Below are 24642 nucleotides of genomic sequence, written 5' to 3'. Positions count from 1 at the left end.
CGGCGGCTTTCATTGTCCCCGAGCGCTCAATACTGCATCGTGAAATCGCAACGATCTGGTGAGTGAACCGCACCCACGCCTCGGCACACGTTTCTGAAGAGAATGCGGCTAGTGCATCGGTCCCCAAGTGGCCGGCCACTACTGGTAGGCGCCGGCTGAAAGATCAACTTACGCTCTCACGGTTATCATCGGTCAAGTGCGAGGGTACAACCTTATTCCGGATCAGAGCGGATGGATGCGCCATCAGGACAGCGCGAACCTCCTGAAGGCCTTGTTTGTTCGAAGCATTGAGCGCTGATGCTGCAGCGTTGTGCATCAGGCTTCCCTCACTTAGACCTAGTGCGACCACAACTAAAACGCCAATTTCATCTACATTCTCAGCCCGTTCGTCTGCGAAGTCGATTAGCGCGTAAACGGCATGGGCGCGCACTTGCGGATTCGAGTCAGCTGCCAGGGTGGCTAGAAGAGATAACTTCTGAGGGCTATTCCAGAATTTGAGAAGTCTAGCGAAGTTGGCTGGATCATCTCGCCGGAACTGCAAGAGCCTGATGAGCACTTCATGCTCCGTGAACTGACCAGTAGCTATCTGAAGGGCAGTCAGCGCCGCTCTGAAACCAGCGTTGTGGGCAGAGTCAGCGTCGTGAGCGAGAAGACTCTTCACCGCGGACAGCTCTGGCGCGATCTCGGCGACCCGCTTTCTAACGAAATCAGGAAGGTCTCGGAAACGAATGGCGAGTAGTTCCAAAGTTCTGAACAACTGGTCCGTCGGAAGGACGTTGGCATGGAGCGCGGATAGGACTTGTTCCCAAAGCTGATCGTTCTCGGTCTTCAAAGCTGCCACAGCGAGGTCATGCAAGTGATCGAAGTCGCCGTAGCTGTAGACGAGGTTGCCTTCAACGCCTCTCGCGGCAACAACTGCCTTCTCAACCGCGACTGCTGCAGACCTGCCCAGCTGCTGATAATGTTCGGCCGCGGTTGGATCGACCACGAGAAGACTGTGAATAGCTGACGTTACTCCGTCACTGGCGAAGTTCCGCAACATCTCCATCGCTGCCGGAAGTTGCGGGGCAAGGATCTCAAGCAGTTCGTAACGGCATGCATCGTCGCGCATCAGGGCAACATCACAAACCTTCTGGGCTACTTCGCCTTCCAAAAGCGAAAAGTCTAGATGTGTTGCTATGCGAATCGCAGCTGTCGCATGCCCCCATGATTCTGCGAAGTGGGAGCATATAAGGTCGGCACAAGCGCGGTGGGACTTCTCTGACGCAGCAGACAGGAGCCTGCTAAGGGCGGCACCAATCTCACTCCAGCGATCGGCCCATTCGTGACCGAGCTGACGGACCGGTCCATCAGCTCGCAGCACATCGAGTATGCGGGCCACCGCACTGTCTGCAAGTTCCGGTGATAGCAGGTCACCTCCATGGGCGAGTATCCCCATGACTGCACCCTCTGAGCGCCTTGACCAGTCCTCTCCAGCTAAGCGCGACGAGGCTCCTCGCAGTGCATCTAGCGGCCCCCCAATCCATAGCCGACGTGCTGCCGCTTTTGCTGCCTTCTTCTGGCCGGTATGGGCGATTAGTGCCAGAGCCTCTTGAGCAAACTCCGGATCCCTGGTTCCGGTGAGTACGAGTTGAGCCATAAGAAAAGAAAGATGACGCCAGCTGCTCCAGTTGGCGGAGAACGCGGCGTTAAGCGCTGCCGTGTTCAGCTCATCTATAGGGTCGACCGTCCTGAACGTGACGGAACCATCATCCGACCACTCCCTAAATTTATCGTTCAGCGCTGTAGTCAGAGCGTAGCTTGTGTCCTGTGCACGCCACCAAGAAACGGCGTTGTCCTGTGCGGCTACAGTCCCCTCTAAATCACCTGTTCCCAGCTCTGCAAGGGAGTACAAAATTGCCGCGCAACCGCCTCTAATTGCGCTGACCGAAAGGTCTCCTCCTAGAGATCTGAGCGTGATCAGAGCGTCCTGAGCGGCTTTGGCAGCTGCTCTTGATTCGTTTAGCTCGAAGAGCATGTGTGCACGCTGCGCATGCATCCATCCTCTATCGGCGATTTTGGTGTTAGGACGCACGTCGAGTAGCTGCACTGCTTCAGCAGTGTGTCCTTCGGCGTGAGCTGAACAAGCTCTGACGATATTGCAGGCATCCCGCTCAAACGTCAGCCTCTTGGGTGCTGAGGCAGAGGACAGTTCATCGAGCTCTGAACGATCCTCGTCCATTATCAGGGTGCGGAGGGCACCGACGAATCTCCAGCCCCATTGCCGATGCTGTTTCCACGCGTCGGGGGCCGGGCATAAGCCTTTCTCCGAAGCATCTCTAAGGTCATTGATGCGGTTGCGAAGAAGCATGGCGGTCGCTTGCTCGTAGCTTATTTTGCTGGGCTGACGATTGGGGTGTGGCGCGACAAGACGGGGCATGACGAGGGCATTGCGAAGGCGTGCCGCTGGCACGAGGTTCTCAAGCACTCCCGCCCAAGCGCTGCCTTCCAAGGACGATGACCGATGCCCTGTTGCTATCGCGTTCAACGCCTCAAGTGATGCTTCCTCTACGCGCTGGTCGGAAGGCACGAATACCTTGCGCCCCTTCCCCGTCGCCTTGATCTCAGAACCGGTGATGTGGGTCCAGTACGCAAGCTCCTTCGTAAGGTCGACAAGTACCAAAAGGTATGGAAGACCGAACATCAGCCAGTGATCAAAGTGGTCAGTGTCCGACTCGGAGAACCACCAGCCTTCTCTCCCGTTCACCGTATGAGTTGGCTTGTCGTACTCCGTATAGCTCGCTTTCACCTGCAAAAATACTGGTGCGCTGAGATCGTAGGTCTTCGAGGGCTCGTCGCTGACGGACCGATCGCGTGCGAATGTGATCAGATCGTCGCCGATGTCTTGGTCTATCTTCGCCGGGGGAGCCCAACCAATACGTTGAAATACCACTCGCGCTACGGATTCGCCCATGCTGCCGGCGGCGAGTTTGTGCGGAACTTCTGTCATTTGGTTAGTCCTAAATACTTCAGCCGGATCGGTGGTTCATCAGAAGGGAGATTGAAGAGTTAGCGGGATGGAGGCATTTCCGTCGAACCAGGTTGCCGAGGATCGTCTGCTATGGCGCCGGGAGGAAATTCAATCCAGTCAGGTTCGGTGGCTCCGGCTCCGACGCTGAAGATTCGCCAGCCGAGCCCTGCATAGAATACGAGCGTAATAATCTGAACTCGAACTTCAACGTAGCCAGCGGCAGAAGGAAGGAACTTCTGGTCTTCCTCATGGACCAGCCGTACATACGCCACCTGGGGCGCTGGGTACCAAACGTGCGCTGCCATGCCGTAATCGGCGAGTTCCTCGCCGATTGCTCGAACGGCAGAGTCGTCAAGTGTTTTCCAACCAGTAGCGTTCTCTGCGTAGTAGGGCTCCAATTCAGAAGCAGTCGCCGGAGGGTCGTCGCGTCGAATGAGCTCTAGGAACGCCATGGCGGTCCATATGGGACTGAAGGAGTTGAAGGGATCCCCCAGTTGTCGAAGTCCTTCATCCTCGCTTGGCCTCTGGTCCGGCTCCCCGCCGGTTAACTCGCTGAGCTGACCCTGGAAATCACGCTTCCAGCGGACCTGTTGGACGTCAGAAAAACAAACCCTCGCAAGGGGTTCAGAGGGGATTTGCAGTCCTCCGCCAAAGGCCAATAAGCCAAGTGATATGTCCCAAGAACGGTGGCGTCGAGGGGGGAGTACTGGGATTGGGGTGGGAACCGAGAGCGGGCCAATTTGGGTAGCAGGTTGGCCAATTCCAACGGTCACGTGAACGTCAAATACTGGTTCGTTGCTTTCATTGGCTAAGTGAAGGGTTCCCCGACGAAGGTAATGCGTTCCGTCTGGTGACGGTACGTAACATGTTTCCACCCACGCCGAGACCAAGGCTGCTGTTGCGAACCTGTCCGACTCCAGTCGTTGCCGTCGCTCAGTAGTAAGCGTCTTCTCCGCTCGACGGGCCCGTACGCCTTCGTAGAGCGCCAACAAGAGTGCGATGGCTACAGCGCCAATGGTTCCAAAGGCCTGCCAAGCGTCCCACCACTTGGCCCCCCATACATCTGGCACGATTCCCCAAATCCTTCCGGCAACCTCTTCCCGCATCTCCACTCAGGTTATAGGGGCGACCTTCCCTAGCTCAGTAAGCACGAGAAGTGGGCACGTGATGCTGCTGAATCCGAAGCCGCCATCCCGTTATTCACAGGGTGGCGGCTCTCCGGTATGGCGTTATCGGCGGACGCGGAAGACCCTTGCAGAGCGCCCGTCTGGGACATCCAGCAGAGCACGGCCCTGAGGCGTGTACCGAATTCGCCAGGCCGGTTCGGCAGCAGGGTAAACCTGATCCATCGCTGCGTAGGGCAGCTCGATTTCCTCGCCGCTTCCGCGCGACCAGACGACGGCTAGGGCATCGGTTGCCGTCTCGAGTTCCACCAGCAGGATGTTGTCATCCCACCCGGGCAGCCCGAGCGGCCAGCGCGCAGATGACTGGCTGAGGTTGCCGCGCCATGCCTTGTGCAGTGCCACTGCTTCGGCCACGAGTTGTTGCTGCTCGTGACGGAGCGTGTGCAGGAATCCGGAGAGGTAGAGACGGCCGGCCAGGCCCGAAGCCATCGCGAAGACTGTTTCCTCCTGGGTCATCTCCGGGGTGGGGTATGCCCAGTTGCCACTCTGTTCGGGTAGCAGGCTTAGGGGAGCGGAGACGGCAATGGGCGGGTACAGCTCGTAGTTCTGTTGATCGCTCGTGGACTGGAGATGAGTGACCGCCAGCAAGTTTTGGTCCATCCGCATGGCACCTGAACTGCAGTTCTCTAGGAGCAGGTCGGGGTGCCGCTCGTACAGGGAGAGCAACCAGTCCCGGTAGGCGAGGGTATGACCCAACAGCCCTTCTCCCGCCCCGGTGGCGTCGAGGTCGGTTCCCACCCCTGGGTTGATGTTGTAGTCGAGTTTGAGCATGCTGATCCCGTAGGTGGCTACGAGGTGGTCGACGGTGCGGTCTAGGTGCTCGCGGGCGGCAGGGTGTCTGAAGTCGAGGTGGTAGCGGCGGTCTTCCACGACGCGCTCACCGTGGCGGATAAAGAACGCTTCGCGAGGCAGGCTGTCGGCTATCGGGCTGTTGACGCCGATGACTTCCGGTTCCAGCCACAGTCCCGAGCGCATTCCTCGTGCATGGATGGAATCGATAACTGCGCGCAGACCGCCGGTGAACCGCTCGGGGTCCTCCCTCCATTCGCCGACCTTGTCCCACCAGGTTGCATCCTTGGCGAACCAGCCGGCGTCGATACAGAAGTATTCGGCTCCAGCGTCCGCGGCCGCCTGGATGAGGGGGAGGAGTTTTTCGGTGGTTGGATCGCCCATCAGTGTGTTCATGAAGTCGTTATAGATCACCGGGAGCGTCGCATCGATGGGACGAACTCGCCGTCGTGCACGACGTGCGGCAGTCAGCTCCGCTACGACCCCGTCACGGCCTGCCGACGATACCGCCAGCGTGGCTGGTACAGAGGTGAACTGTCCGCCGGAGGCGATGCTTGTCGCGAAGTGATGCTCGATGTCGGTGGGTCCGAGGGCGCTCAGGTAGAGCCCGTCGAGGCCCTGTCCCAACTCCCAATGCCATCCTGCACTTGTTTCGATTTCCCAGGCCAACGCCAGGCCGGAGGTGCGTTCGGTCATCACGCCGATCGGAAGGAACTCGCCCGTTGACCATGCGCCATGGCTGGTAAGGCTGTACCGGCCGCGGCCGTTCTGGGCATGGATCGGCAGTCCCAGTCTGGGGACAACGGACCGGAGCGGCACCTCGTGCCACCGGCCTTCGGCCAGCCACTCACTTTCACCCCACAGCAGATCGAGCTCATTGGCGATGTCTTCGTGCTCACCGATGCCGACGGACAGAGACGATACGGCTGTGAGGGTGACTGTGGAGTCAGAGGAGTTCCGCACGGTGTGCTGCACGGTCACGGCTGCTGCGTCATCTGGCACCGAGAGTTCGGTTTCAACCTCCAGCCCTGTGTCGTCGTCGCGCTGACGGATCGTCAGGACCTGCTCCGACCCGTACGTGCCTTCATTGTGTTCCTGGTAGCGAAGCCGATCGCCCACCGCCGAGCGGACGTAACCCTGGCTTGTCCTTCCGCGCTGCTCGCGCGAGGTGAAAAGTTCCACTAGGGACTGCGAGCCCCGGATCAGTGAAGAGTCCGCTGTAGACGGGGCCAGGTACTCCAGTGAGATGGGAGCATCCGAGGGTGCGGCCAGCCGTATGTACAGGCCGTTGGTTTTCCACTCGATGTGGGTCATTCTTACCAGCTCCTTAGGTGCGGGCTTGGGGGCATGAATGACGGCGGCTTCCGCAGGAGCAGAAGCCGCCGTCATGTCGGGGGATGGGTTCGGGCTTATTGCAACGTTCCGTAGAGCTTGAGTTCGGCCACGTTGAGGATGGTCCTGTTGGTCAGGCGCAGGTAGCGGAACTGGGTTCCTGCCCCGTCACCTGTCGGCAGGTCCTGCCAGCGAAGGGTCTTCTGCGGGGTTCCGGCGACCTGAGTCCAGGTGGTGAGGTCATTCGAGCCCATGAGCTGCATCTCGCTGATGCGAGTCAAACCGAAGTTGTCCTGACGCACTGCCAGCTCCGCTCGATCGACTGAGACCTTCGCAGCACCGAAGTCCCAGATGATGTCCGCAGAACCGTTCACCACGCGCGCATCGGTGGCGGTCGCGAGGTTGTTATCGAACAGGTTCCGTGGGCGGGCGACGGTGGAGGTGTCGTCAGCACCCGTCAGGGTGATCATCTTGGCCTTCGCGGTAACGTCGCCCAGATGGCCCTGAGTTGTTCCGAGCCTCACGTATGAGTCGTTGGTGGTTGAGCTCATCGGTTCTCCCGATGCTCCCGTGTAGCTGATCTGGAAGGTCACATCTGACCCGGCTTGCGCTTCAGAAACGGGGACGGATGCCTGCTGCCGGAGCGGATCCCCGTTCACTGGGGTGAAGACGGCTTCGACGGGCTCGGCTGCCACACCGTTGACGACCGCGGTGAGACCCTCAAGGGGTTCGCGGGTCGTGACGTCCAGCGTCACCGTGTCTCCTGCGACCGCGTAGTTGCTTACGGGTCCGGAGGACTTGATCGCCACACCACTGATAGGGGCAGTCGGGGGAGTGTGCTCACCGTACAGCCGCAGCTCGGCAACTCCCATGATGTCCCCATTGATGAGGCGCACGTAGCGGTACTGAGCGGTATCTCGGATTACCCATTGCTGCCACGCGAGCGTCCCCTTCGGCGGAGCCGGAGTGAGACGAGACCAGGTGCGGCCGTCGTTGGAGCCCTCGAGGCGCAGGTCCTTGATGCGCGAGATCCCGAAGCCGTCCTGACGGACGAGGATCTCGGCGGCGTCGAGCTGCACGGAGCCGCCGTGCCCGAAGTCCCAGGTGAGTGCGTGGGCTCCGCTGTGCAGACGGGTGTCCGTGAAGGAGGCAGCATTGCCGTCGAATAGTTTGGCTGCATCAGTCGCGTGGGTGCTGCTCGATACCAGGTCGGGGCTGGTCACCTTCGCCTCAGCAAAGGCTGAGTCGACCAGTCCGGAGTCCGTGGAGACGTACAGGGAGGACCCGTCCGTGGATGCTGACACAGGGTCTGCGGTGCGTCCGTCAGGGGTGGTGAAGTTGATGTTGAAGGACACCAGCGACCCTACGCCTTCGCCTTCCCCGAGCGTGCGTCGTGCAACCCAGGAGCCGGGGCCTTCCGCAGTTACGGTCGCGGGCTTGCCAAGGATGTTGGTCGAGACGTTGGTGTTCCCGGTTTCCCCGGTGAAGCGCACTTCCACCACGTCCCCGGCCACTACTCGGCCGGCAACTGCATCGGGTGATCCCACAGTGACGGTGTCCATGATGCCAACCGCTTCGGATCGTGAACCGTCGATCCGGAATTCGGAGAGAGTCCAGATGCCGGGGAAGAGCGGGTCGCTTGCCACACCGGGTTCGTCGACCTGCAGCTTGAGGAATCGGAACCTTTCGTCCCTGACCTCCTCGCGGACGTTGATGTACTCGATTTCATCGTCCCGGCCGACGTTGGGCTGTTCGGTGAGCAGCGTCCAGTTCGCGTTGTCGTTTGAACCGTAGACATTCGTGCCTTCGGCGCGGTTGGTGAACGTATCACGTGCGAGGAAGCCGAAGCGGTCAGCGCTCACCCGGTAGGCAGGGCCGAAGTCGAGCACCGCGGACAGGACTCGCTGGTCGCCCCAGGTGGTCTGATTGGACCCGTCGGTCAGGGTTGCCAACGCGGAGTTGGTGATCTGCGGGGAGGTCGCGGTTCGGGTGAAGTCCAAGGATCCATCAGACAGGCGTGGGTTCAGTTCTTCGAGGCTCTCAACTGCTAGCCGCAGCTCCTCCAGGAGCTTGTAGAAGCCGGCGGTGTCTGCGGTGCCGATCGCTGCGGTAGCGGCATCCCTGGCCGCTTCCACTGGGCGCCAGGTCGACGTCGTGTAATGGGCCGGTTCCTGCAGGTCGGCCAGAATCGTGTCGATCGCGCCGCTGCGGTCAGCTGCCACCGTGATACCGACGGGCAGTGTTGTGGTGCTCTTTCCGTCCGTGGCGATGACGAGGATGTCCTCAGCAGGTGCCCCGGCACCGGGGGTCCAGGTCAGAACACCGTCCGCATTGATCGATGCGCCGCGCGGTTCGCCCTGCAGGCTGAGCGAGGGGGTGGAGTCGGGGTCGGTAACTGAGATCTTGTGTGAGAGCTGCTCGCCGGCGACAGCGACCAGGTTCAGCCGCGGTGAGGCTGCGAACACAGGAGGGGTCAGGATCCCGTTTGCTTGGCTGAGGACGCCTGCGATGTCCACCTGAGGTGTGTTTCCCTCGGCTCGCAGGTAGAGAATGTTCTCGCCAATCTGGCTGCTGGGTATTTTCCTTGAGTCCAGGTCAAGCCAGACGTAGGTCCACTTGCCCTGGGTGTCCGGCAGTGAGATTTCGGCGAACGGCTCGGAGGTGGCAGTCCTCTTGGCTTGCAGGACGGCGTGGCCCTTGGTGCGCACGCGGATGCCCACCAGCGAAGTGGTTTTCGTATCGGACCAGACCATGCGGCGGACAGCGACAGTGGCATCGTCCTTCTTGGACTGCAGCCGGATGAAGCTTTCTTCTTCGGAGTCCATGTGCTTGGCGTCTGAACCGACGACGTGGCCGTAACGGTTCACCGGCACTTCAGCAGAGTCGGCCAGTGGCGGCACCTGGACGTCCTGCTGCGCCAGCTCGGCGGGGAAAGCGGCCCAGTATTCTGCGCCGGTGAAGTCGGAGCCGCGCGGGTTCCAGAAGTTCTCCACCTTTGGCCCGTAGTAGTAGAGCGGGCCATCGCTGTTCGCGTGCAGTTCGGCCAGGAAGGGAGCTTCAGTTGCCACGTCGATGCCTTCGACGTAGCTGTATTGGTAGTACAGCTCGCTGAGCATGTCGCGCAGCCGGCCGCGGTAGGCCTGGGACAGCTTGCTGGAGCCTCCGGAGACGTCGATGAAGGGCACTTCCTCGCCCATCATGAACTGAGCGAACGCATCTGCGCCTTCGAGGAGGCGGTTGTCCAGGAATGCGTAGGGAGTAACTGCGTCCGGTGCGTCGGAGACGGTGCCGTGCACGGGGTCAAGGAGGGTGCCCTGATTGTTCACCATGCGGGCGATGGCGGTCAGGGTGGTGATGTCACCTTCTGAGTGAGCCTGGTCCCGGCCCATCTCAACGAGCTGAACGAAGTCGTGGCCGTACGGGTTGAGCGGGTTATTTGCCTTGATTTCTCGGATGACTGAGGCCAGTCCACCGTTGACGTCACCGCCGTTGATGGTTCCGGTGGGCTCGAAGGTGGCGTTCACGGAGAACCATTCGACGCGCTCAGCGTAGAGTTCCGGATCGTCCAGGAAGATGGCACCTGCCACCATGCCGATGACGCCGTAGAGGTGCTGGTTCCACAGCCGGTTCTGTGAGAAGAGGAAAGTCTCTATCGTCGGGCGGACCATGTTGTCTTCTGCGCGCTGCTGGTCGCGTTCTGTCCACCGCAGGTCGTAACCGTCGAGGGAGTCATTGACGGGGTCGGTGGCGCGGAGGATTTCCGCTGCCGTGAGGAACTGATACAGCGGCACGCCGGTGTGGATGTGCGAGTCGTTGAAGTACTGGTACTTGGCCGGGTCGAGGCTGCTCCATGTGCGGATCACGTGCAGAGCGTTGGCGCGGTAAGTCTCATCACCTGTCATCACGTACATGAGAGCCTGTGTCAGCGCGCCCAGACTGTCGGTGTGTGCCATTGAGCGCATGGACACCTGGTTGTAGGCATCGCTTTTCGGCTGGTCGTCCGTCGGGCCCTGGTTCTCGGCAACATAGTCCCGTGCCGCGTACTTGGTCTGCGCCATCGCCTCGTAGTAGCTTGCCCACGGTTCGACACCGGCCTTCACCTGGGCCTGCGCGTTCTGCAGGTGGTCGGCGGTCAGGCCCACGCCCGGATGGGCAAATCCTTCTGCGCTTACCGTTTCAGTGATGGCAGGAAGAGCCTGCTGCTCCGTTTCCTCGGCCGATGCCGGTAGGGGGGCCAGGAGACCGACTCCGAAGATCATCGTGAGGGCGCCGGCCAGAAGGGCCTTTGCGGAGGATCGAGGCCTGCCTCGATGACTGGCCCTACTCGGCCGTTCAGGGGCGACGTCTGTGCCGCCGCCACCGATGGAAAATTGCCGCATTGCATTCTCCCTAGAAGTTTGGGTTTGCGCCGAGATGGGACAGCGCCGTTAAAGAAACTAGTTACATCGTCGGTCAAGGTCAAGTACTGAGGCGGAAAATTGTGACCTCAGTCACTCGGTGACGGGCGGGTGTCCTGTTGATTCTCGAATGACCAGTTCGGTCTTCAATTCGATGTGCTCGGCTTGCTCTCCCGTTAGACCCAGGGCGACCGCAGCGGTCATTCTTCCAAGTTCTTCGAAGGGAACGTGAACTGTGGTTAAGGCCGGAGTCAGGTCCGCAGTGAGAGGTACGTCATCGATGCCGACAAGGGAAACATCCCCTGGGACGGCCTTCCCGGCCTGCTTCAGGGCCCGCAACGCTCCAATGCTCACGGCATCAGAGGCGCCCAACACCGCCGTGAAGTCAAGGTTCCGATTCATGGCGAGAGTGATGCCGTCGTAACCGCCATCGATCGTGAATGGGCCGCCGATGATCAACTCGTCATCCGCAGCGATTCCAGCATCCGCCAGGGCCTTTTGGTAACCGGCGAGGCGGTCGCTGACGGTCGACTGGTTGGGTTCTGCGCCGACGAAGAGGATCTTCCGGTGCCCCAGGTCCGTCAGGTGGCGTGTCAATTCGTAGGCTCCGCCATGGTTGTCGTAGGAGATACTGGCGATCCGGGGCAGGTCCGGCGAGGGTGGGTGCCCGCAGAGTATGAGTCTGGTGCCCACCGGGTCCAGTTCCTGGAGGTAGCGCTTTAGCCTGGACGTGTGCTGCTCGCCCATGGGGGAAGCGCCCACGAGGAGGACTGCTGCCGCCCTCTGCTGCGCCATCAGGGTGACCCATTCAAGTTCTCGTTCCGCGTCGCCGTGGGTAGTGCACAGAACGAACATGGCATCGTTCTCCGATGCGACTTGTTCGACGCCGTTGGCCAGGGCCGCGAAGGACGGACCGACCATTTCGCTGACCAGGAACGCCACGATCTGCTTTCCACGGCCGGTCATCGCCCGGGCGAGCCCGTTCACTACGTACCCAAGTTCAGCAACCGAGCGGAGCACCTTGTCGCGGGTCTCAGGGCGGACACTTTCAGAGTCCGCAAGAACCCTGGATACGGTCGCCGCCGAAACACCTGCATGCTGGGCAACTGCCCTCAGGTTGGTGCGGCTGGCAGGAGCGGGGCCGCGGCGCTTCACCCGCTGAGACACGATCTCAGCGCCCGGGGCTTCCGCTTGTGACACAGTTTCATGCTATCCGACGTTCAACTAGTTTCAGAGCGATCTCGCTTCAATCAAATTCCAAAGTCAGAGCTCACTATAGGCACTGCTAATTGGAGCAAGGGGGAAGAGGACCCCGGCTAAACCTCCGACTCGGCCGGCCGGTCTGCCTGCCGTTCTCTGAGTAGCCAATCGACCACCGACAGCAAAAGGGCAACTCGGCCAGGAGCTGAATACGAGTCCTCGTCGTGGCCCAGCGCATCGCAGGCCACTTCGCTCGACCCCTGCTGATTCACCCACACCAAAGGGTGGGATAGGCCGTCATGGTCGTGCTCGGCAAGAACATGCACCCCTGGCTCAGTGCGCAGGTAGCTGTAGCGTTCGTCGTGCACATCGAAGGCAGGTGGCATGCCTTGTGCGGCCGGATGGCCACTAGGAAGAATACGAATGCTGGCCTTGTCTTTCGGTGGGTGCATGCTGACCCCGCGGACCCACCGGCCCCCGAGTACCTCTTCCCATTCATCCCACTGGGGGAACGCCGTCAGGCTTGAATGCATGGCCAGCAATGGATGGCCTGCTCCAGTGTAGGTTTTGATGCCTTCGGCGGCCTCCGGTGTCGGCAACCCGTCGGCTGGATTGCCGATATTCACGATCAGGAGCTCAGGGCGCGCACTGTCGTCGACCAGTCCAGCGAACGCCTTGTCGGGGTTATCGGAGATGCTTACATGGTGGTCGCGCGTGGCCAGTAGGCCAGCCATCGCCTTTGATGTTGCGCTGAAGGGATGCCACGGGTCCGCATAGCGCTGGCCGCCAGAGATGATGTCGATGCGCGCCATTAGGCCTGCTCGCTGGCTTCAGCAGAAGGTTTTCCGTGTTGGTCGGTCCTGTCATCTTCCCGGATCTGCCCGAAGGGAACCTCCTCAGAGAGCGAAATGGTAAAGCATGAGTAGCTGTGCCGGGTTACAAGCACTCCTTGCCGCGAGCGGCCTTGTGCCGCTGTGGCGGCCGATTCGATAGCCGCGTTGAGTTTCGCCTCTAGTTCCTCGACCGAGTCCACCGAAAACGTCTCGCTGTGCATCAGCCCCTACCCTTCGTTACTGCGCCGTTCAGTGCTTCCTCCCGCAGCCAATACAGTAGTGAAACTAGTTACATAGCGCTAGGATTGTCAAGGTTTTGTGCTCGGTCGGCTCCCGATTCCGGCTCCTCGACTGCCATGTAGGCGCCGTTGTCGTGCTCCCGGGCGGCCTCGCAATCGTGGCTCTAAGAGAAATGGCATCAATGCACTCGTATGCAAAGCGCGGGAAGATTTCACCGGGGAAGCTCTTCCTCGACCAAAACGGGGAGGTTGCGCAGCTGCATGGCGTTGGAATCCAGCGCTTCGGCGACAGGTTCTTCGCGTGGGGTGAGGATAAAAGCAATGGCGGAAGTTTCGGGGGAGTGGCTTGCTACTCATCTCCGGACTTGGCCTCCTGGACGAGTCATGGACATGCCCTGGCGGTGTGCCCGGATATTCCGGACTTATTACCGGGTCGCGTGGTTGAGCGGCCCAAGGTGTTGAGGAACCCGGCAGGCATCTACGTGATGTTTCTCCACGTGGATGCAGAGGATTATTCCGATGCTCGGGTGGGCTGGGCTATCGCGGAGAGGCCCGAGGGCCCTTACCGGTACTTGCGTTCTGAGCGTCCTCTGGGCAATCTCAGCCGTGACATTGGTGTCTTCGCGACATTGGTGTCTTCGCCGATGACGACGGCTCCGGCTACCTCCTCAGTGAGGACCGCGACCACGTCCTCCACATATACCTACTAGCGGCAGACTATTTGTCCATCGAGGAAGTAGTTTCGACAACCCTGAGCGCTGACAGGAATTACCCGCTCGGGCCTCACGGATATGAGTCACCGGCCATGGCGAAAGTCGATGGCCGCTACTACCTCTTCGGCTCAGAACTCACCGGCTGGTCCTCAAACGATAACCAGTATGCAACTGCACCATCCCCAGCCGGCCCCTGGAGCGATTGGCGCGATTTCGCCCCATCTGGTTCGGCAACGTACGACTCGCAAATCTCCACCGTGGTTCCGATCAACGGAGCTAGTACGACAAGCTACGTCTACGTCGGCGACCGCTGGGACAGAAACGACCTCTTTCATTCTGCCCCGGTGTGGCTCCCTCTTCACATCCATGACGGCATCGCTCAACTTGAGTGGCGCGACGAATGGACCATTGACCCCCGCTCCGGCAGCTTTTCTTGAGCCCAAGTCCCTCCAAGGGTGTTCAGCCGCCCTGCCAGGTGCGGTTGGCCCAGCCGGACAACGGGATTCACCAATCCGGAGGTCGATGGACCGAAACAATCTCTAACTGTGCGGTCCTGCCACTTGAAGACGGTCCGCTCCTGAACCATGACAGCGCCTCTTGCCCTCAAGGCGCGAAAGGGTGCGCGTTGGCCCTCAGTCAGTGAGGTGCTGTTTGAAGAAAGGTACGAGCCGATCAAGTGCAATTTTCACCGGCTCGGGTTGGTCGTAGAGATCGTAATGCGAGTATCCCTCGGCAACGACTAACTCCTTGTGGCGTGAAGCTGCACGTCGGTACAGCTCTACACCGTCGCGGTACGAGCCCCACGCCCCTGGCTTGTCGCCCACAACGATGCAAAGGGGCTGGGTGAGGAGAACTTCCACCCGGTGGAAGGCGTCCCAACCGACAGCGGTAGCTTGGCGGGAGAACAGGGAGAGGTTGTCTCCGCTGGGTTTCCGCCCGCGATCGGTGCGGTAGTATTCGGTCGCTTCGTACAGATCGATTTCGGTCAGCCCTTTTTCCTGGGCCTCCTCTGGAGAGGAGGGAAGCGCGTCGTCGATGCGGGGCTGCTGTCCTCGCGCCTCAGCGGTCCGCTGGGCGGCGATGGCTTCGAGGGCGCCGATCGGGTCCCAGTTCATGGGAGACTCGTGCATCATCCGTCCGTAATTAGCCGCAACTACCGTACCGAGCGCGCGAATGCGGCGCTCGGTCATCGCCGCATTCACCGCATAACCGCCGCCTCCGCAGATACCGACAAGCCCGATACGCTGTTCATCCACGTAGGGCAGGGTCACAAGATAGTCGATGACGTAGCTGAAGTCCTGTACGCGCATGGTGGGGTCCTCGATGAAGCGCGGCTCGCCGCCGCTTCCGCCGTGGAAGCTTGCGTCGGGGACAAGGACTATGAAACCTGATTGAGCCAGCTGAGCCCCGTACACAGCCCCGGCGGTCTGCTCCTTACAACTGCCGATCGGGTGGGCGCTGACAATTGCCGGGTACCGGCGTGATTTATCGAATCCGGGCGGGAAGTGAATATCAGCGGCGATCTCCCAAGCGAGGCCCGGGAGCTGAACGTGACCGATGTTGGAAGTCATTGATGTCTCCTTGCGTTGGTGATGGCCGCTGCGGTGTTCGGCGGCGGGAGGGGCGCCGGACAGCCTTGTCCATGCTGCTCTCTGGGGGCGGGAGTATCCACGGTCTGGATTCGGTGGGAACTCAGGCTTCGGGTATCTCGAAGCCTGCTGTTTCGAGAGTGAGGCTCGCAGGTTCCGGACCACGACGGATTCCTTGATCTAGCCGGTCAATGGAGGCGACGTCCTGTGCGCTCAGTTCGAAGTCGAATATGTCGTAGTTTTCCTTGGTCCGGTGGGGTTGCACCGATTTGGGGATTGCGGAGCGGCCCTGCTGCAGGTGCCAGCGGAGCATAATCTGAGCGGGAGATTTGCGATGGGTATTGGCTATGGCGGCTATGGTTTGGTCCTGCATGACATTGGTGCGGCCCTCGCCCCAACCTGGGTAGAAGGTGATTCCGCCTATTGGCGACCATGCCTGGGTGATGATGCCGTGCTCGGCGTCGGCGCGCTGTACATCAGGCTGCGTGTAGTAGGGGTGCAGCTCAATCTGGTTCACCGCCGGGATTACATCGGTTTCCGCGAGGAGTTGTTCGAGGTGTTCGGGGGCGAAGTTGCTGACGCCGATCGCGCGAACCTTCCCGTCGGCAAGGAGCTGCTCAAGCCCCTTGTACGCCTGTATTGTGCGGTCGAATTGTGTCGGAAAGGGCTGGTGAAGGAGCAAGAGGTCGATGACCTCGAGACCGAGTTTCCCTGCGCTTTTGTCGAAAGCATGTTGGGTCGCTTCGAGACCGTAATCGGTAATCCATACTTTCGTTTCGATGAACACTTCGTGGCGATCGAGCCCTGACTGTCGTAGTGCCTGTCCCACTTCCCGTTCGTTACCGTAGCCGGCTGCCGTGTCTATGTGCCGGTAACCCAGCTCCAGTGCCGCGGTGACGGCGTCCACTGTTTCATCGGGCGAAGTCTGGAAGACTCCCAGCCCGATCGCGGGCATTTCGATCCCATTGTTCAGAACGATTGTTGAAGTCATTGGTCCTGGTCCTTTCGGATGGTGACGTCAGCGCCGTCGAAGTTGCGGAACGAGTGAGTCTGCGCCGATGTTGGTGTCATAGGGATTGATCGTCACGCCCGGAGTCGTAATCTCATCGATCGCGTCGAGGACTTCGGAGGTTAGCGTTACGTCCACCGCCGCGAGGACTCCCTCAAGCTGTTCCATCGTGCGCGGGCCGATGATCGCTGAAGTGACTGCGGGGTTGCTCAGCACAAAGCCGATAGCGAGCTGGATCAGCGTGATCCCCGCATCGTGTGCGACGTCCTGCAGCTGTTCGACGACGGCAAGTTTGCGTTGGTTGCCGGGCAGTGACATGTCGAACCTCGCCGCGAGCCGTTTGCGTGCGTCGGAGGTGGGCGCTGAGTCTTTCGTCCACGATCCGGAGAGCCAACCGGCGGCCAGCGGGCTGAAGGTTAAAGTGCCCATGCCGTACTTCCTCGCCGTGGGAAGGACGTCCTTCTCAATCTCACGGGCCAGTACGGAATACGAGGGCTGTTCGGTGACGAAGCGTTCAAGGTTCCGCCGTTCTGCTGCCCACTGAGCCTCGACGATTTGAGATCCGGTGGAGGACGACGAACCGATATATCGGATCTTGCCTTGCCGCACGAGGTCGGTGAGCGCGCCCAGTGTTTCCTCTATGTCCACGGTCGGGTCAGGGCGGTGGAGCTGGTAAAGGTCGATGTAGTCGGTGTCCAGTCGGCGGAGGGAGTCTTCGACCGCGCGCATGATCCACCTGCGCGACGCGCCACGCTGGTTAGCGCCTTCTCCCATCGGGTTGAAAAACTTCGTCGCGAGTACCACATCATCTCGGTGCCCCTGGAGTGCTTTCCCTAGGATTACCTCTGATGCGCCTTCACCGTAAACGTCGGCGGTATCGATGAAACTCACTCCAGCTTCCAGAGCGCGGTGAATGATACGAACCGAAGCGGCCTCATCGTCGTTCCCCCACGGGCCGAGCATCATGGTTCCGAGGCAAAGCGGGCTTACCGAAACTCCGGTTCGGCCTAGTGTTCGTTGCTGCATGTCTCTCCTTACGTGTCGAAGCGGGTGGTGCCGAGCATGGAAGCACTGCTTGGGTCGTGGTGGTTGAATGCCGTACTGGCACCGGTGTCGAGCGTCGCGATGCGCGCCATTTCATCGTCGGCGATAACGAAATCGAACACATCGAGATTTTCTGCCATTCGAGCCGGATTCACGGTCTTGGGGATGACCGCGATCTCTCGTTGAAGTAGCCAGCGGAGAACGACCTGGGCAACGGTTTTTTCATGGGTTTGCGCGATTTCGGTGAGTATCGGGTTGGTGAAGAGGTCCTCGCGGCCCTGACCGAGGGGACCCCAGGACTCGAGCTGCACGCCGCGTGAGCGCATGACTGCCTGGTCTGCACTCCGTTGGAAGAACGGATGGGTCTCAATCTGGTTGACCGCCGGCACAATCTCGTTGTGGTCTATGAGGTCGACGAGGCGATCGGGATAGAAGTTCGACACCCCGATCGCACGCACCTGTCCACGGCGGTAGAGATCCTCCATTGCGCGCCAAGTTCCGTAGTAGTCACCGAAGGGCTGGTGAATCAGTAGGAGATCTACCTGTTCGACGCCTAAGCGCACACGGGAACGTTCGAAGGCGTCGAGCGCATGCGTCTCACCAGCGTCCTGGATCCACAGCTTTGTGGTGACAAAGATGTCTTCCCGGGCGATCCCGCTCCGTGCGATTGCCCGTCCCACACCCGCTTCGTTTTCGTACGCAGCTGCAGTGTCTATGTGGCGGTAGCCCTTCTCCAAGGCCTGTAATACCGCACCCTCTGCGTCGACGTCGGGGACGAGGAAGACACCGAAACCCAGGGCCGGCATCTCGACTCCATCGTTCAGGGTCAGATTTGGAACGGTCATGATCGTCACTCTCCTAAAAGTGGATAACTTAGCTCCACTTCGTCTACAGTAGCAATGAAACGGATATTCTGCATCCGCTTATTTGGAGGTGATCATGAACCGATCAGCGTCGATGAGCGCAATTGTCGTGGGCGGAAGCCTCGCCGGTCTCACGACCGCGCTTGCCCTTACGCGCATTGGTTGGCAGGTGCACGTTTTGGAGCGCAGCGGCCCGAAACCGCGAACGGGCGGAGCCCTGCAAACTTCATTTCAGGAACTCGCTCGTGCGATAGGTCGGGACCATGCCGAGACGGTCATCGACGCCATCGGGGGAGAAGCCAGCGGAGCCCCGACATTTTGGTCTCCATTGAGGGAGGGCTTGCGTGGAGCGGTCCATCGAGATCCCTTGGCCACCCTGCACCACGAAACCCAGGTAACAGCGCTACAGGATGAGGGTGACTCCGCGTCGGTCACCTGCTCCGATGGACGGACCTGGCGGGCCGACGCTGTAATCGGTGCTGACGGCCACCGCAGCATTGTGCGTGAATCGGTCGCGCCGGAGCACCCGGATGCGACTTACGCGGGATACTCGCTCTGGATTGGCCTGACCAGACAGTCGGACATCCCTCAGGCGCAACCAGCACGAAGCCAGTTCTTCATGCGACATGGCGGTCCCCACCTGCTGTTGAGCTACCCGCGCCCCTCGGACGGCGGAGACATGCTGATTGGGTGGGCATGGTATGACGCCACCCGTAATTCGCTCTTCCGCAAGGAAGGCAGCATTGCGGGCAGCGTTGTCCAGCGCACGTTGCGCGCCGAGAATGTGCCTCCATGTGTGCTGAAGGAACTGGCCGGGGAGGCTCGGAAATACTGGGAATCGCCCTTCTCGGACGCGATCGCAGAAAGCGCCCGTCGGCGCGAGATCACAGGCATCCCGATTGCCGAATACGTGCCCGAACGCATCGCCCGAGGCCGTCTCGCAATCGTCGGGAATGCGGCACATGTTCCAACCCCGATGACTGGCAGCGGCTTCGCGGCGTCCGTTGACGACGCCGTGGCACTGTCCCATGCGCTGCGAGGATCCTCACCAGCCACGGTCCCGGACGCTCTAGAGACCTATCAGAAAGCCCGGCTCGACAAGGCGCAAGCACTGGTCGAATCCGGGCGCGGCTTCAGCCGCAGCTTCGCGATTGAACAATGAAGGAAGACTTATGACATCCAGCAACACACCCTCCAGGAGCACCCCGCTTACGGCGTGGCTGACGCTCTTCGTCCTTGCGACGGCAGGCTTCCTTGCTCTCGCCGTTGAACTCAGTCCTGCCGGGCTACTCACCCGTATGGCACCAGACCTCGGCAGCGATGTCGCGACGGCCGGATCACTTACCGCTCTCTACTCAGTCGGCAATGCCGTACTCGTCATTCCTCTCACTGCCTGGGTGCTGCGCTTCAACCGCAGGAACGTACTCAGTGCGGCGCTACTCATCTTTGCCCTCAGCAATGTTGCCGTGGCGGTCTCGAGCGAGCTCGCTCCGGCCCTTGTGGCACGATTCGTGGCAGGAGGTGCGCACGGCCTGCTGATGGTGCTCAGCCCAGTTGTTGCCATGCGCGTCGTCCACCCCGACCACCGTGGGAAGGCTCTCGCGATCGTAATTGGCGCCAACACCGTCGGCATCGCCGTCGGAGCCCCTCTCACCTCAATCATCGGAACGACTTTCGGCTGGCAGGCCACCTTCCATGCCGCTGCGGGCCTAGCCTTGATCTGCGCTGTCCTGCTGTGGGTCACCGTCCCCAGTTTCCGCACCCAGAGAGAGGCACGCGTCTCCATCATGGAAACGCTTCGCCAGCCCGGCGTGGGACGCCTGGCCGTTGCATGGGCGCTCATGATGATGGGTTACCTCGGCGTGATCACCTACATCGACCCATATCTTGCCGAGCTCGGCGCACCCCCGGTGCTCGTCAGCGGCGCGCTTTTCGTGTTCGGCGTCGCCGGCCTGATCGGTGTTTGGGCAGCAGCGCGCATCGCCTCAAAGTCACGCATGATCGCGCTTGTTTCGATGCCAAGCGTAATGGTCGTGGCCCTGGCGGCAATGGCGTTGGCAATCTCCAATATCGGGATCATTCTGCTGCTCCTCGCGTTCTGGGGTGCCGGGTTCGCCGGCGCCATCCTCATCAACCAGCAGGTCCTGCTGCAAGTAGGATGGCGCGCACCCGAGACCGCTGGCAGTATCGGCGTTGTCTTCTCCCAGGCGGGCATGGCGGTGGGATCGGTGCTCGGTGGCGTCGTGCTCAGCACCACCGGAGTTCTCACGGTTCCGCTGCTCGGCGCCGTGTCGATTGCCGTCGCTATGCTGCTCTTCATCGGTCTGTCGAAGACCGTGCGTCATGCGACCCAGGACCAGGCCAAGAGCGAGAATGAACAGCAGCTCGTTCCAGCCTTGGGCTCATAATCAGCACCCTCCAGCGGCCGGTAGCATGAAACTCATGACGGAATCCGGACTGCGGAAGGACGCCGTCCGGAATCGCGAACTGCTGATCGCGGCCGGGCGGCGCCTGTTTGCCGCACGTGGTTCGGATGCCACACTCAATGACATTGCACACGAAGCCGGTGTCGGCATCGGTACGGCATACCGGCGCTTCCCGAATAAGGAAGCGCTTTTCGACGCAATCTTTGAGGACCAAGTCAGGGAGCTCGAACAAAGCCTCGCTGAGAGGCTTGCGCAGGACGACGCCTGGCAGGCAATAGTTGACTACCTTGAGGCATCTCTCGACCTGCTCGCCCGAGACCGCGGGGTAGCACAAGTCATCACAGGCAAGAGCGTGCGGGACGAACAGTTCGACTGGCAACGCGACCGGCTCGCGCCGCTCGTGAACCAACTCGTTGACCGGGCAAAAAAACAGGGCGTCATCCGAGGCGACGTCGCCGGAACCGATCTGATCTTCATCCAGATCGCCCTCGTCGGCATCATCGACGCGACTAGGCGCGAAGGTGACACCGTTCGCTCCGACGTCCATGAACTACATCGCCGCTACCTGTGGCTCATGCTCGACGGATTACGCCCCAACAAGACCTCACTGCTGCCCGTCGCCGCGTTATCGACGGACGAAGCACATCGCCTGCTTGGATCCCCGCTAAGCAATTGACCACGTCAATTCGTGAACGCTCGCCACAGGTGGGTCACTACACGCTTGAATAGTTCCTGAAGGATGTGCGGGTGCAGGCACAGCCCTGCACGCTGGGGCAACTCTCCGAAGGAGACTGATGGCCACCGATGAGGATGAGCCGCGCAATAAGGACGACGAATCGTCCAACGAGTCTCTTGAAGGAATTCGAGCTCGGGCAGCACAGAAAACGCAGACTGCCCTCATAGATGTGGACGAGTCGGATACCGCCGAGCGCATTGAGTTGCCCAGGGCAGACATATCCCATGAGGAACTGCAAGTTCTGGTGGTTCAGCAGCAGGCTGATGAGTTCACCTGCTCGTCTTGCTCCCTGGTCAAGCACCGCAGCCAGGTTGCGCGGACGTCGGGCGCCCGGCAGTACTGCAAGGAATGTGAGGGTTAAACGACCCTGTCCGATGGTGTACATCATTTCGTTTGGCTACAGGATCAGACTTTACGGCCTTGGGGAATTTTCGGGCTCAGGTGAGCGACTCGGGAAGTGTGCGTGCCGAGAGGCCCTGGCTAGTCTTTAGGGCCTCGGCCCATTCGTCGCCGGCCCCCCTGGAAGGGCTTGGTTGTAGGGGCTGAGTCGGCCTCAACGAACAGGCTGTTGATGGGGACTCCGAGTACATCAGCGACGTCCCATAGGCGCTCGTAAGCGACGCTCTTTTTACCCCACTCGATGCCGATGACCATATTCCGGCTGAGCCCGGACTCGAGTGCTAATGCCTCTTGTGAGAGGTTCTGAGCTAGCCGGAGCTCTCGAATCCTGGCGCCAACCTGGAGCCGCCGGGCTTCCCACCGCCGAGATTGCTCAACGCTCAGCTGGGAAGGACGAATGGGCATAGATCTATGCCATCGAACGAGTACACTCTTGTCTGCTCCACTAGTGATACATAGCCTTGGTGTGAGGGATCGCCTCACGGTGCGGTTTCCGAGGCTGTTTCTCAGATGAACTAGATCGAGCGTCCGCAACAGGAACGACAGATGGAAACCGACCTACGTCAGCATCCTTCCCGCCTACTATTCTCTCCGCCCATCATGTCGAAGCCTTTGGGGAGGGCCTGCCCTTACGTGTCTGTGCCTGAAGGCCGCACTGTCAGATTCTGTCGCCGGCAGTTCGACGCGACTCCTCCCAGTCCATGAATCGGCGGAGGTTTCCGATCCTGGTTCGTCCTGTGATCGGTGAGTCACTCGTCAGTTGGCTTGATCGTTACTGTTCTGAGCTATCTACCTCGCGGAAAGACCTGTACGAAGGGGTAGGTTTACGCCCTCTGAACCCGAAGCAATCGCCGGACCACACCCTGCGCGTGTCCGAAAGCCAGGCAGATAACATCTACGCCGCCACCGGCTATCCGAGCCAGGATGTTTCACAGTTGACGCTGGCCCGCTTCGAAGGGAGAGCACTACTCTTTCGGGAGAAGCGCGAGGGAGTGGACTTACGATTCCTATGGGCGAGGGGGACCGGCTCGCGCTATTGTCCTGCTTGCCTCAGGGAAGCGCACGGGGTCTGGAAGCTAACTTGGCGTTTGTCATGGTCCTTCGCCTGCGTGCGCCACAAAGTGTTGCTGCTAGATGACTGCCCAGAATGCGGGCTGCCCCCTCGGAACAGACCAAGCATTCGAGACGTTCCCGTCGCGAATCTGTGCGGCAACGCCGTGCCGACCGGCTCGCGCTTCTCATGCCGAGCGGACTGCTCGCAGTCGGAAGAGATTCACTTGCCCGATGAATGCTCGATCCTCCTCACCCAGCGATGGCTGCAGGAAATAATTGAGGACCGAAGCCTCTCATCCGAGCACGTCCGGCGTCTTCTGGACGATCTGAAGTTGTTAGCGGGGTGGATCCTGCAAGTCATGCCTGCTGGGGATCTGCGCAAATGGAATGGTGTTGACCACTTGGCTGAACTGCAGAACGAGGTCAACACTGAAGAGAAGCGCAGAAGTTTGTCTTTCCCCCGATCGGCTTCGGCGATGGCCACCGCAGTAGCGATGGCCGCGACAGTGCTTCGCAGCGAGGAGGAGGAGATTTACCTTCCGGTGCTAAGAGCTCTGATGCCAGACCTTGGAGAAAGCGCCGCTAAGGAATTCCCATCCAGTTACCTGCGCCGCTGGGGGGATCCTTCGCTCAAGCTCCAGTCCAAATTGCTCAAAGCACTTCACACTGGTATTCGACCAGAGAGTGCGCTGCGTTACGGTACGGCCGGCCCGTCGCCGTTGCCACCATCGGTGAGCCAAGCTCAAATCCTGCAAAGGGCGAGATCCGTCCCGCAACGGTTTTGGCCAGGGTGGATCACCCTTCTGCAGAGAGACCTGCCCGTTGGGCCAAGAATCCTTCAAGCCACCCTCAGTCTTGCCGTCTTACTGCCCGGACATGCGCGGGCCGACTTCACACTTCAGCGGGAAGCACTGAACCTCACCAGCAACGACAGCTCCTTCGCTTACCTTCATCGCAGATTACAGCCCTCGGCCCGGGATACGCTGATGAAAGCAGTGTTGACCCTGGCAACCTATCTCGATAGCCACCCCGCGCCTGTGGACTACTGCCGTCGGCGAACTCTATCCCTGGATGGACTCTTAACCTCGAACATTTGGCGAACCCTGAGCGACCATCAATATGGGGGCGATCCGACTACTGCCCGGCTCTATCTCGCCTACAGGGTCACCGGCTCGATTTCGGAACACACGGATCGGGGCGGGGATGGTTACTACTTGCTGCAGAACTTCATCGCCGCAACTTCCGAATCGGTCCTCGACGAACTCGACCAGAGAGCTAGAGCATTCCTGGCCGAGGCCGGGATGACGGAGCCCTTGAGCTGGGAGCCGCCCACGAACCTACTCGGAAGCACACCTTATGTATGGTCGCAAGAAATTGGGACCGATCCGCTCCTCAACTCGTTCATCAAACGCGGGCTAATCGATCGTCCGCTTCTCCGCCAGATCAGTGAACGCTCTGTCAGACCTATTGGAGCGCTACTCCACGGCTCCGATTCCTTCGAAGCTGAACTTCGTGGGCTTCTCGATCGAGGGGAATCTGTCGAGAGCATGTCGATCGCTATGCACAGGAGTCAGAGCATGATAAGGCATCATATTTCGAGGCTCGGTCTTCCAACGCCTTCTGGACGCAAAACGCCACTTGACAAGGAAGGACTCCGTGAGAGGTACGTCGTTCAGGGTCTGACAGCGCAGGCAATCGCCGATGAAACCGGATGGAGTAGAAACACGATCCGGCGACTACTTCTGGTATCCGGATTCATCACATGATCATGCCAGGGTGATTCGTCAGCGTGAGCATCGGTCCGTGTCGCTGAAGACGCTCTGCCG

Annotated in this window: 17 protein-coding genes and 1 pseudogene; 7 read left to right on the top strand and 11 right to left on the bottom strand. The window is 60.3% G+C overall.

The genetic code is table 11. From position 1 onward, the window contains the following. Positions 1–163 precede the first annotated feature (163 nt). From GC088_RS09945 to GC088_RS09920, 6 genes are all read right to left on the bottom strand, one after another. Complete coding sequence (locus GC088_RS09945) at positions 164–2989, bottom strand: DUF4365 domain-containing protein (protein ID WP_323958850.1); 2826 nt, start codon at positions 2987–2989, stop codon at positions 164–166. A 1250-nt stretch (positions 2990–4239) separates the two neighbouring features. Continuing rightward, a complete protein-coding gene (locus tag GC088_RS09940; protein WP_323958849.1) occupies positions 4240–6297 on the bottom strand; it encodes an alpha-galactosidase in 2058 nt (685 codons plus the stop codon). Between the two features lie 95 nt (positions 6298–6392). Beyond that, positions 6393–10694 carry a discoidin domain-containing protein gene (locus GC088_RS09935; RefSeq protein ID WP_323958848.1) on the bottom strand — a complete coding sequence of 1434 codons (4302 nt, stop codon included), beginning with the start codon at positions 10692–10694 and terminating at the stop codon, positions 6393–6395. Positions 10695–10805: 111 nt separating this feature from the next. Next, the gene (locus tag GC088_RS09930; RefSeq protein WP_323958847.1) at positions 10806–11912 is read right to left on the bottom strand and encodes a LacI family DNA-binding transcriptional regulator; all 1107 of its coding nucleotides are present in this window, start codon (positions 11910–11912) and stop codon (positions 10806–10808) included. Positions 11913–12028: 116 nt separating this feature from the next. After that, entirely contained in the window at positions 12029–12724 is a 696-nt protein-coding gene (locus GC088_RS09925; protein ID WP_323958846.1) for a ThuA domain-containing protein, read from the bottom strand. Then, positions 12724–12966, bottom strand: coding sequence for a hypothetical protein (locus GC088_RS09920; RefSeq protein ID WP_323958845.1), 243 nt, complete (start codon positions 12964–12966; stop codon positions 12724–12726). Before GC088_RS09920 ends, GC088_RS09925 begins: the two co-directional genes overlap by 1 nt. 646 nt (positions 12967–13612) lie before the next feature. Here GC088_RS09920 and GC088_RS09915 point away from each other — a divergent pair. After that, complete coding sequence (locus tag GC088_RS09915) at positions 13613–14134, top strand: family 43 glycosylhydrolase (RefSeq protein WP_323962029.1); 522 nt, start codon at positions 13613–13615, stop codon at positions 14132–14134. Positions 14135–14329: 195 nt separating this feature from the next. On the opposite strand, the gene GC088_RS09910 is transcribed toward GC088_RS09915, so the two are convergent. The 4 genes from GC088_RS09910 to GC088_RS09895 all read right to left on the bottom strand — a co-directional run bounded on the left by GC088_RS09910 (position 14330) and on the right by GC088_RS09895 (position 18184). After that, the gene (locus tag GC088_RS09910; RefSeq protein ID WP_323958844.1) at positions 14330–15268 is read right to left on the bottom strand and encodes an alpha/beta hydrolase; all 939 of its coding nucleotides are present in this window, start codon (positions 15266–15268) and stop codon (positions 14330–14332) included. A gap of 121 nt (positions 15269–15389) precedes the next feature. Further along, complete coding sequence (locus GC088_RS09905) at positions 15390–16277, bottom strand: aldo/keto reductase (protein WP_323958843.1); 888 nt, start codon at positions 16275–16277, stop codon at positions 15390–15392. A 27-nt stretch (positions 16278–16304) separates the two neighbouring features. Beyond that, a complete protein-coding gene (locus GC088_RS09900; RefSeq protein ID WP_323958842.1) occupies positions 16305–17321 on the bottom strand; it encodes an aldo/keto reductase in 1017 nt (338 codons plus the stop codon). An 8-nt stretch (positions 17322–17329) separates the two neighbouring features. Continuing rightward, a complete protein-coding gene (locus GC088_RS09895; protein ID WP_323958841.1) occupies positions 17330–18184 on the bottom strand; it encodes an aldo/keto reductase in 855 nt (284 codons plus the stop codon). 94 nt (positions 18185–18278) lie between these two features. Between GC088_RS09895 and GC088_RS09890 the strand changes: the two genes are divergently transcribed. The 4 genes from GC088_RS09890 to GC088_RS09875 all read left to right on the top strand — a co-directional run bounded on the left by GC088_RS09890 (position 18279) and on the right by GC088_RS09875 (position 21725). Beyond that, a complete protein-coding gene (locus GC088_RS09890) occupies positions 18279–19364 on the top strand; it encodes an FAD-dependent monooxygenase (RefSeq protein ID WP_323958840.1) in 1086 nt (361 codons plus the stop codon). A 10-nt stretch (positions 19365–19374) separates the two neighbouring features. Then, positions 19375–20610: an MFS transporter gene (locus GC088_RS09885; RefSeq protein WP_323958839.1), complete on the top strand. Its 1236-nt coding sequence runs from the start codon at positions 19375–19377 to the stop codon at positions 20608–20610. Between the two features lie 34 nt (positions 20611–20644). Further along, on the top strand, positions 20645–21304 hold the full coding sequence (locus GC088_RS09880; RefSeq protein WP_323958838.1) for a TetR/AcrR family transcriptional regulator: 660 nt from the start codon (positions 20645–20647) through the stop codon (positions 21302–21304). A gap of 118 nt (positions 21305–21422) precedes the next feature. After that, a complete protein-coding gene (locus GC088_RS09875) occupies positions 21423–21725 on the top strand; it encodes a DUF4193 domain-containing protein (RefSeq protein WP_323958837.1) in 303 nt (100 codons plus the stop codon). Between the two features lie 119 nt (positions 21726–21844). On the opposite strand, the gene GC088_RS15490 is transcribed toward GC088_RS09875, so the two are convergent. After that, on the bottom strand, positions 21845–22168 hold the full coding sequence (locus tag GC088_RS15490; protein WP_416377451.1) for a helix-turn-helix domain-containing protein: 324 nt from the start codon (positions 22166–22168) through the stop codon (positions 21845–21847). A 296-nt stretch (positions 22169–22464) separates the two neighbouring features. Here GC088_RS15490 and GC088_RS15485 point away from each other — a divergent pair. Together GC088_RS15485 and GC088_RS09870 are read left to right on the top strand one after the other, a co-directional pair. Then, positions 22465–22833: pseudogene (locus GC088_RS15485) on the top strand (TniQ family protein); the annotation flags it as partial. A 342-nt stretch (positions 22834–23175) separates the two neighbouring features. Next, a complete protein-coding gene (locus GC088_RS09870; protein ID WP_323958836.1) occupies positions 23176–24582 on the top strand; it encodes a hypothetical protein in 1407 nt (468 codons plus the stop codon). The last annotated feature ends 60 nt before the right edge of the window (positions 24583–24642 follow it).

Source organism: Arthrobacter sp. JZ12 (genome assembly GCF_035189165.1).
GTDB lineage: Bacteria > Actinomycetota > Actinomycetes > Actinomycetales > Micrococcaceae > Arthrobacter_D.
This window is presented reverse-complemented; position numbering and strand designations above follow the sequence as displayed.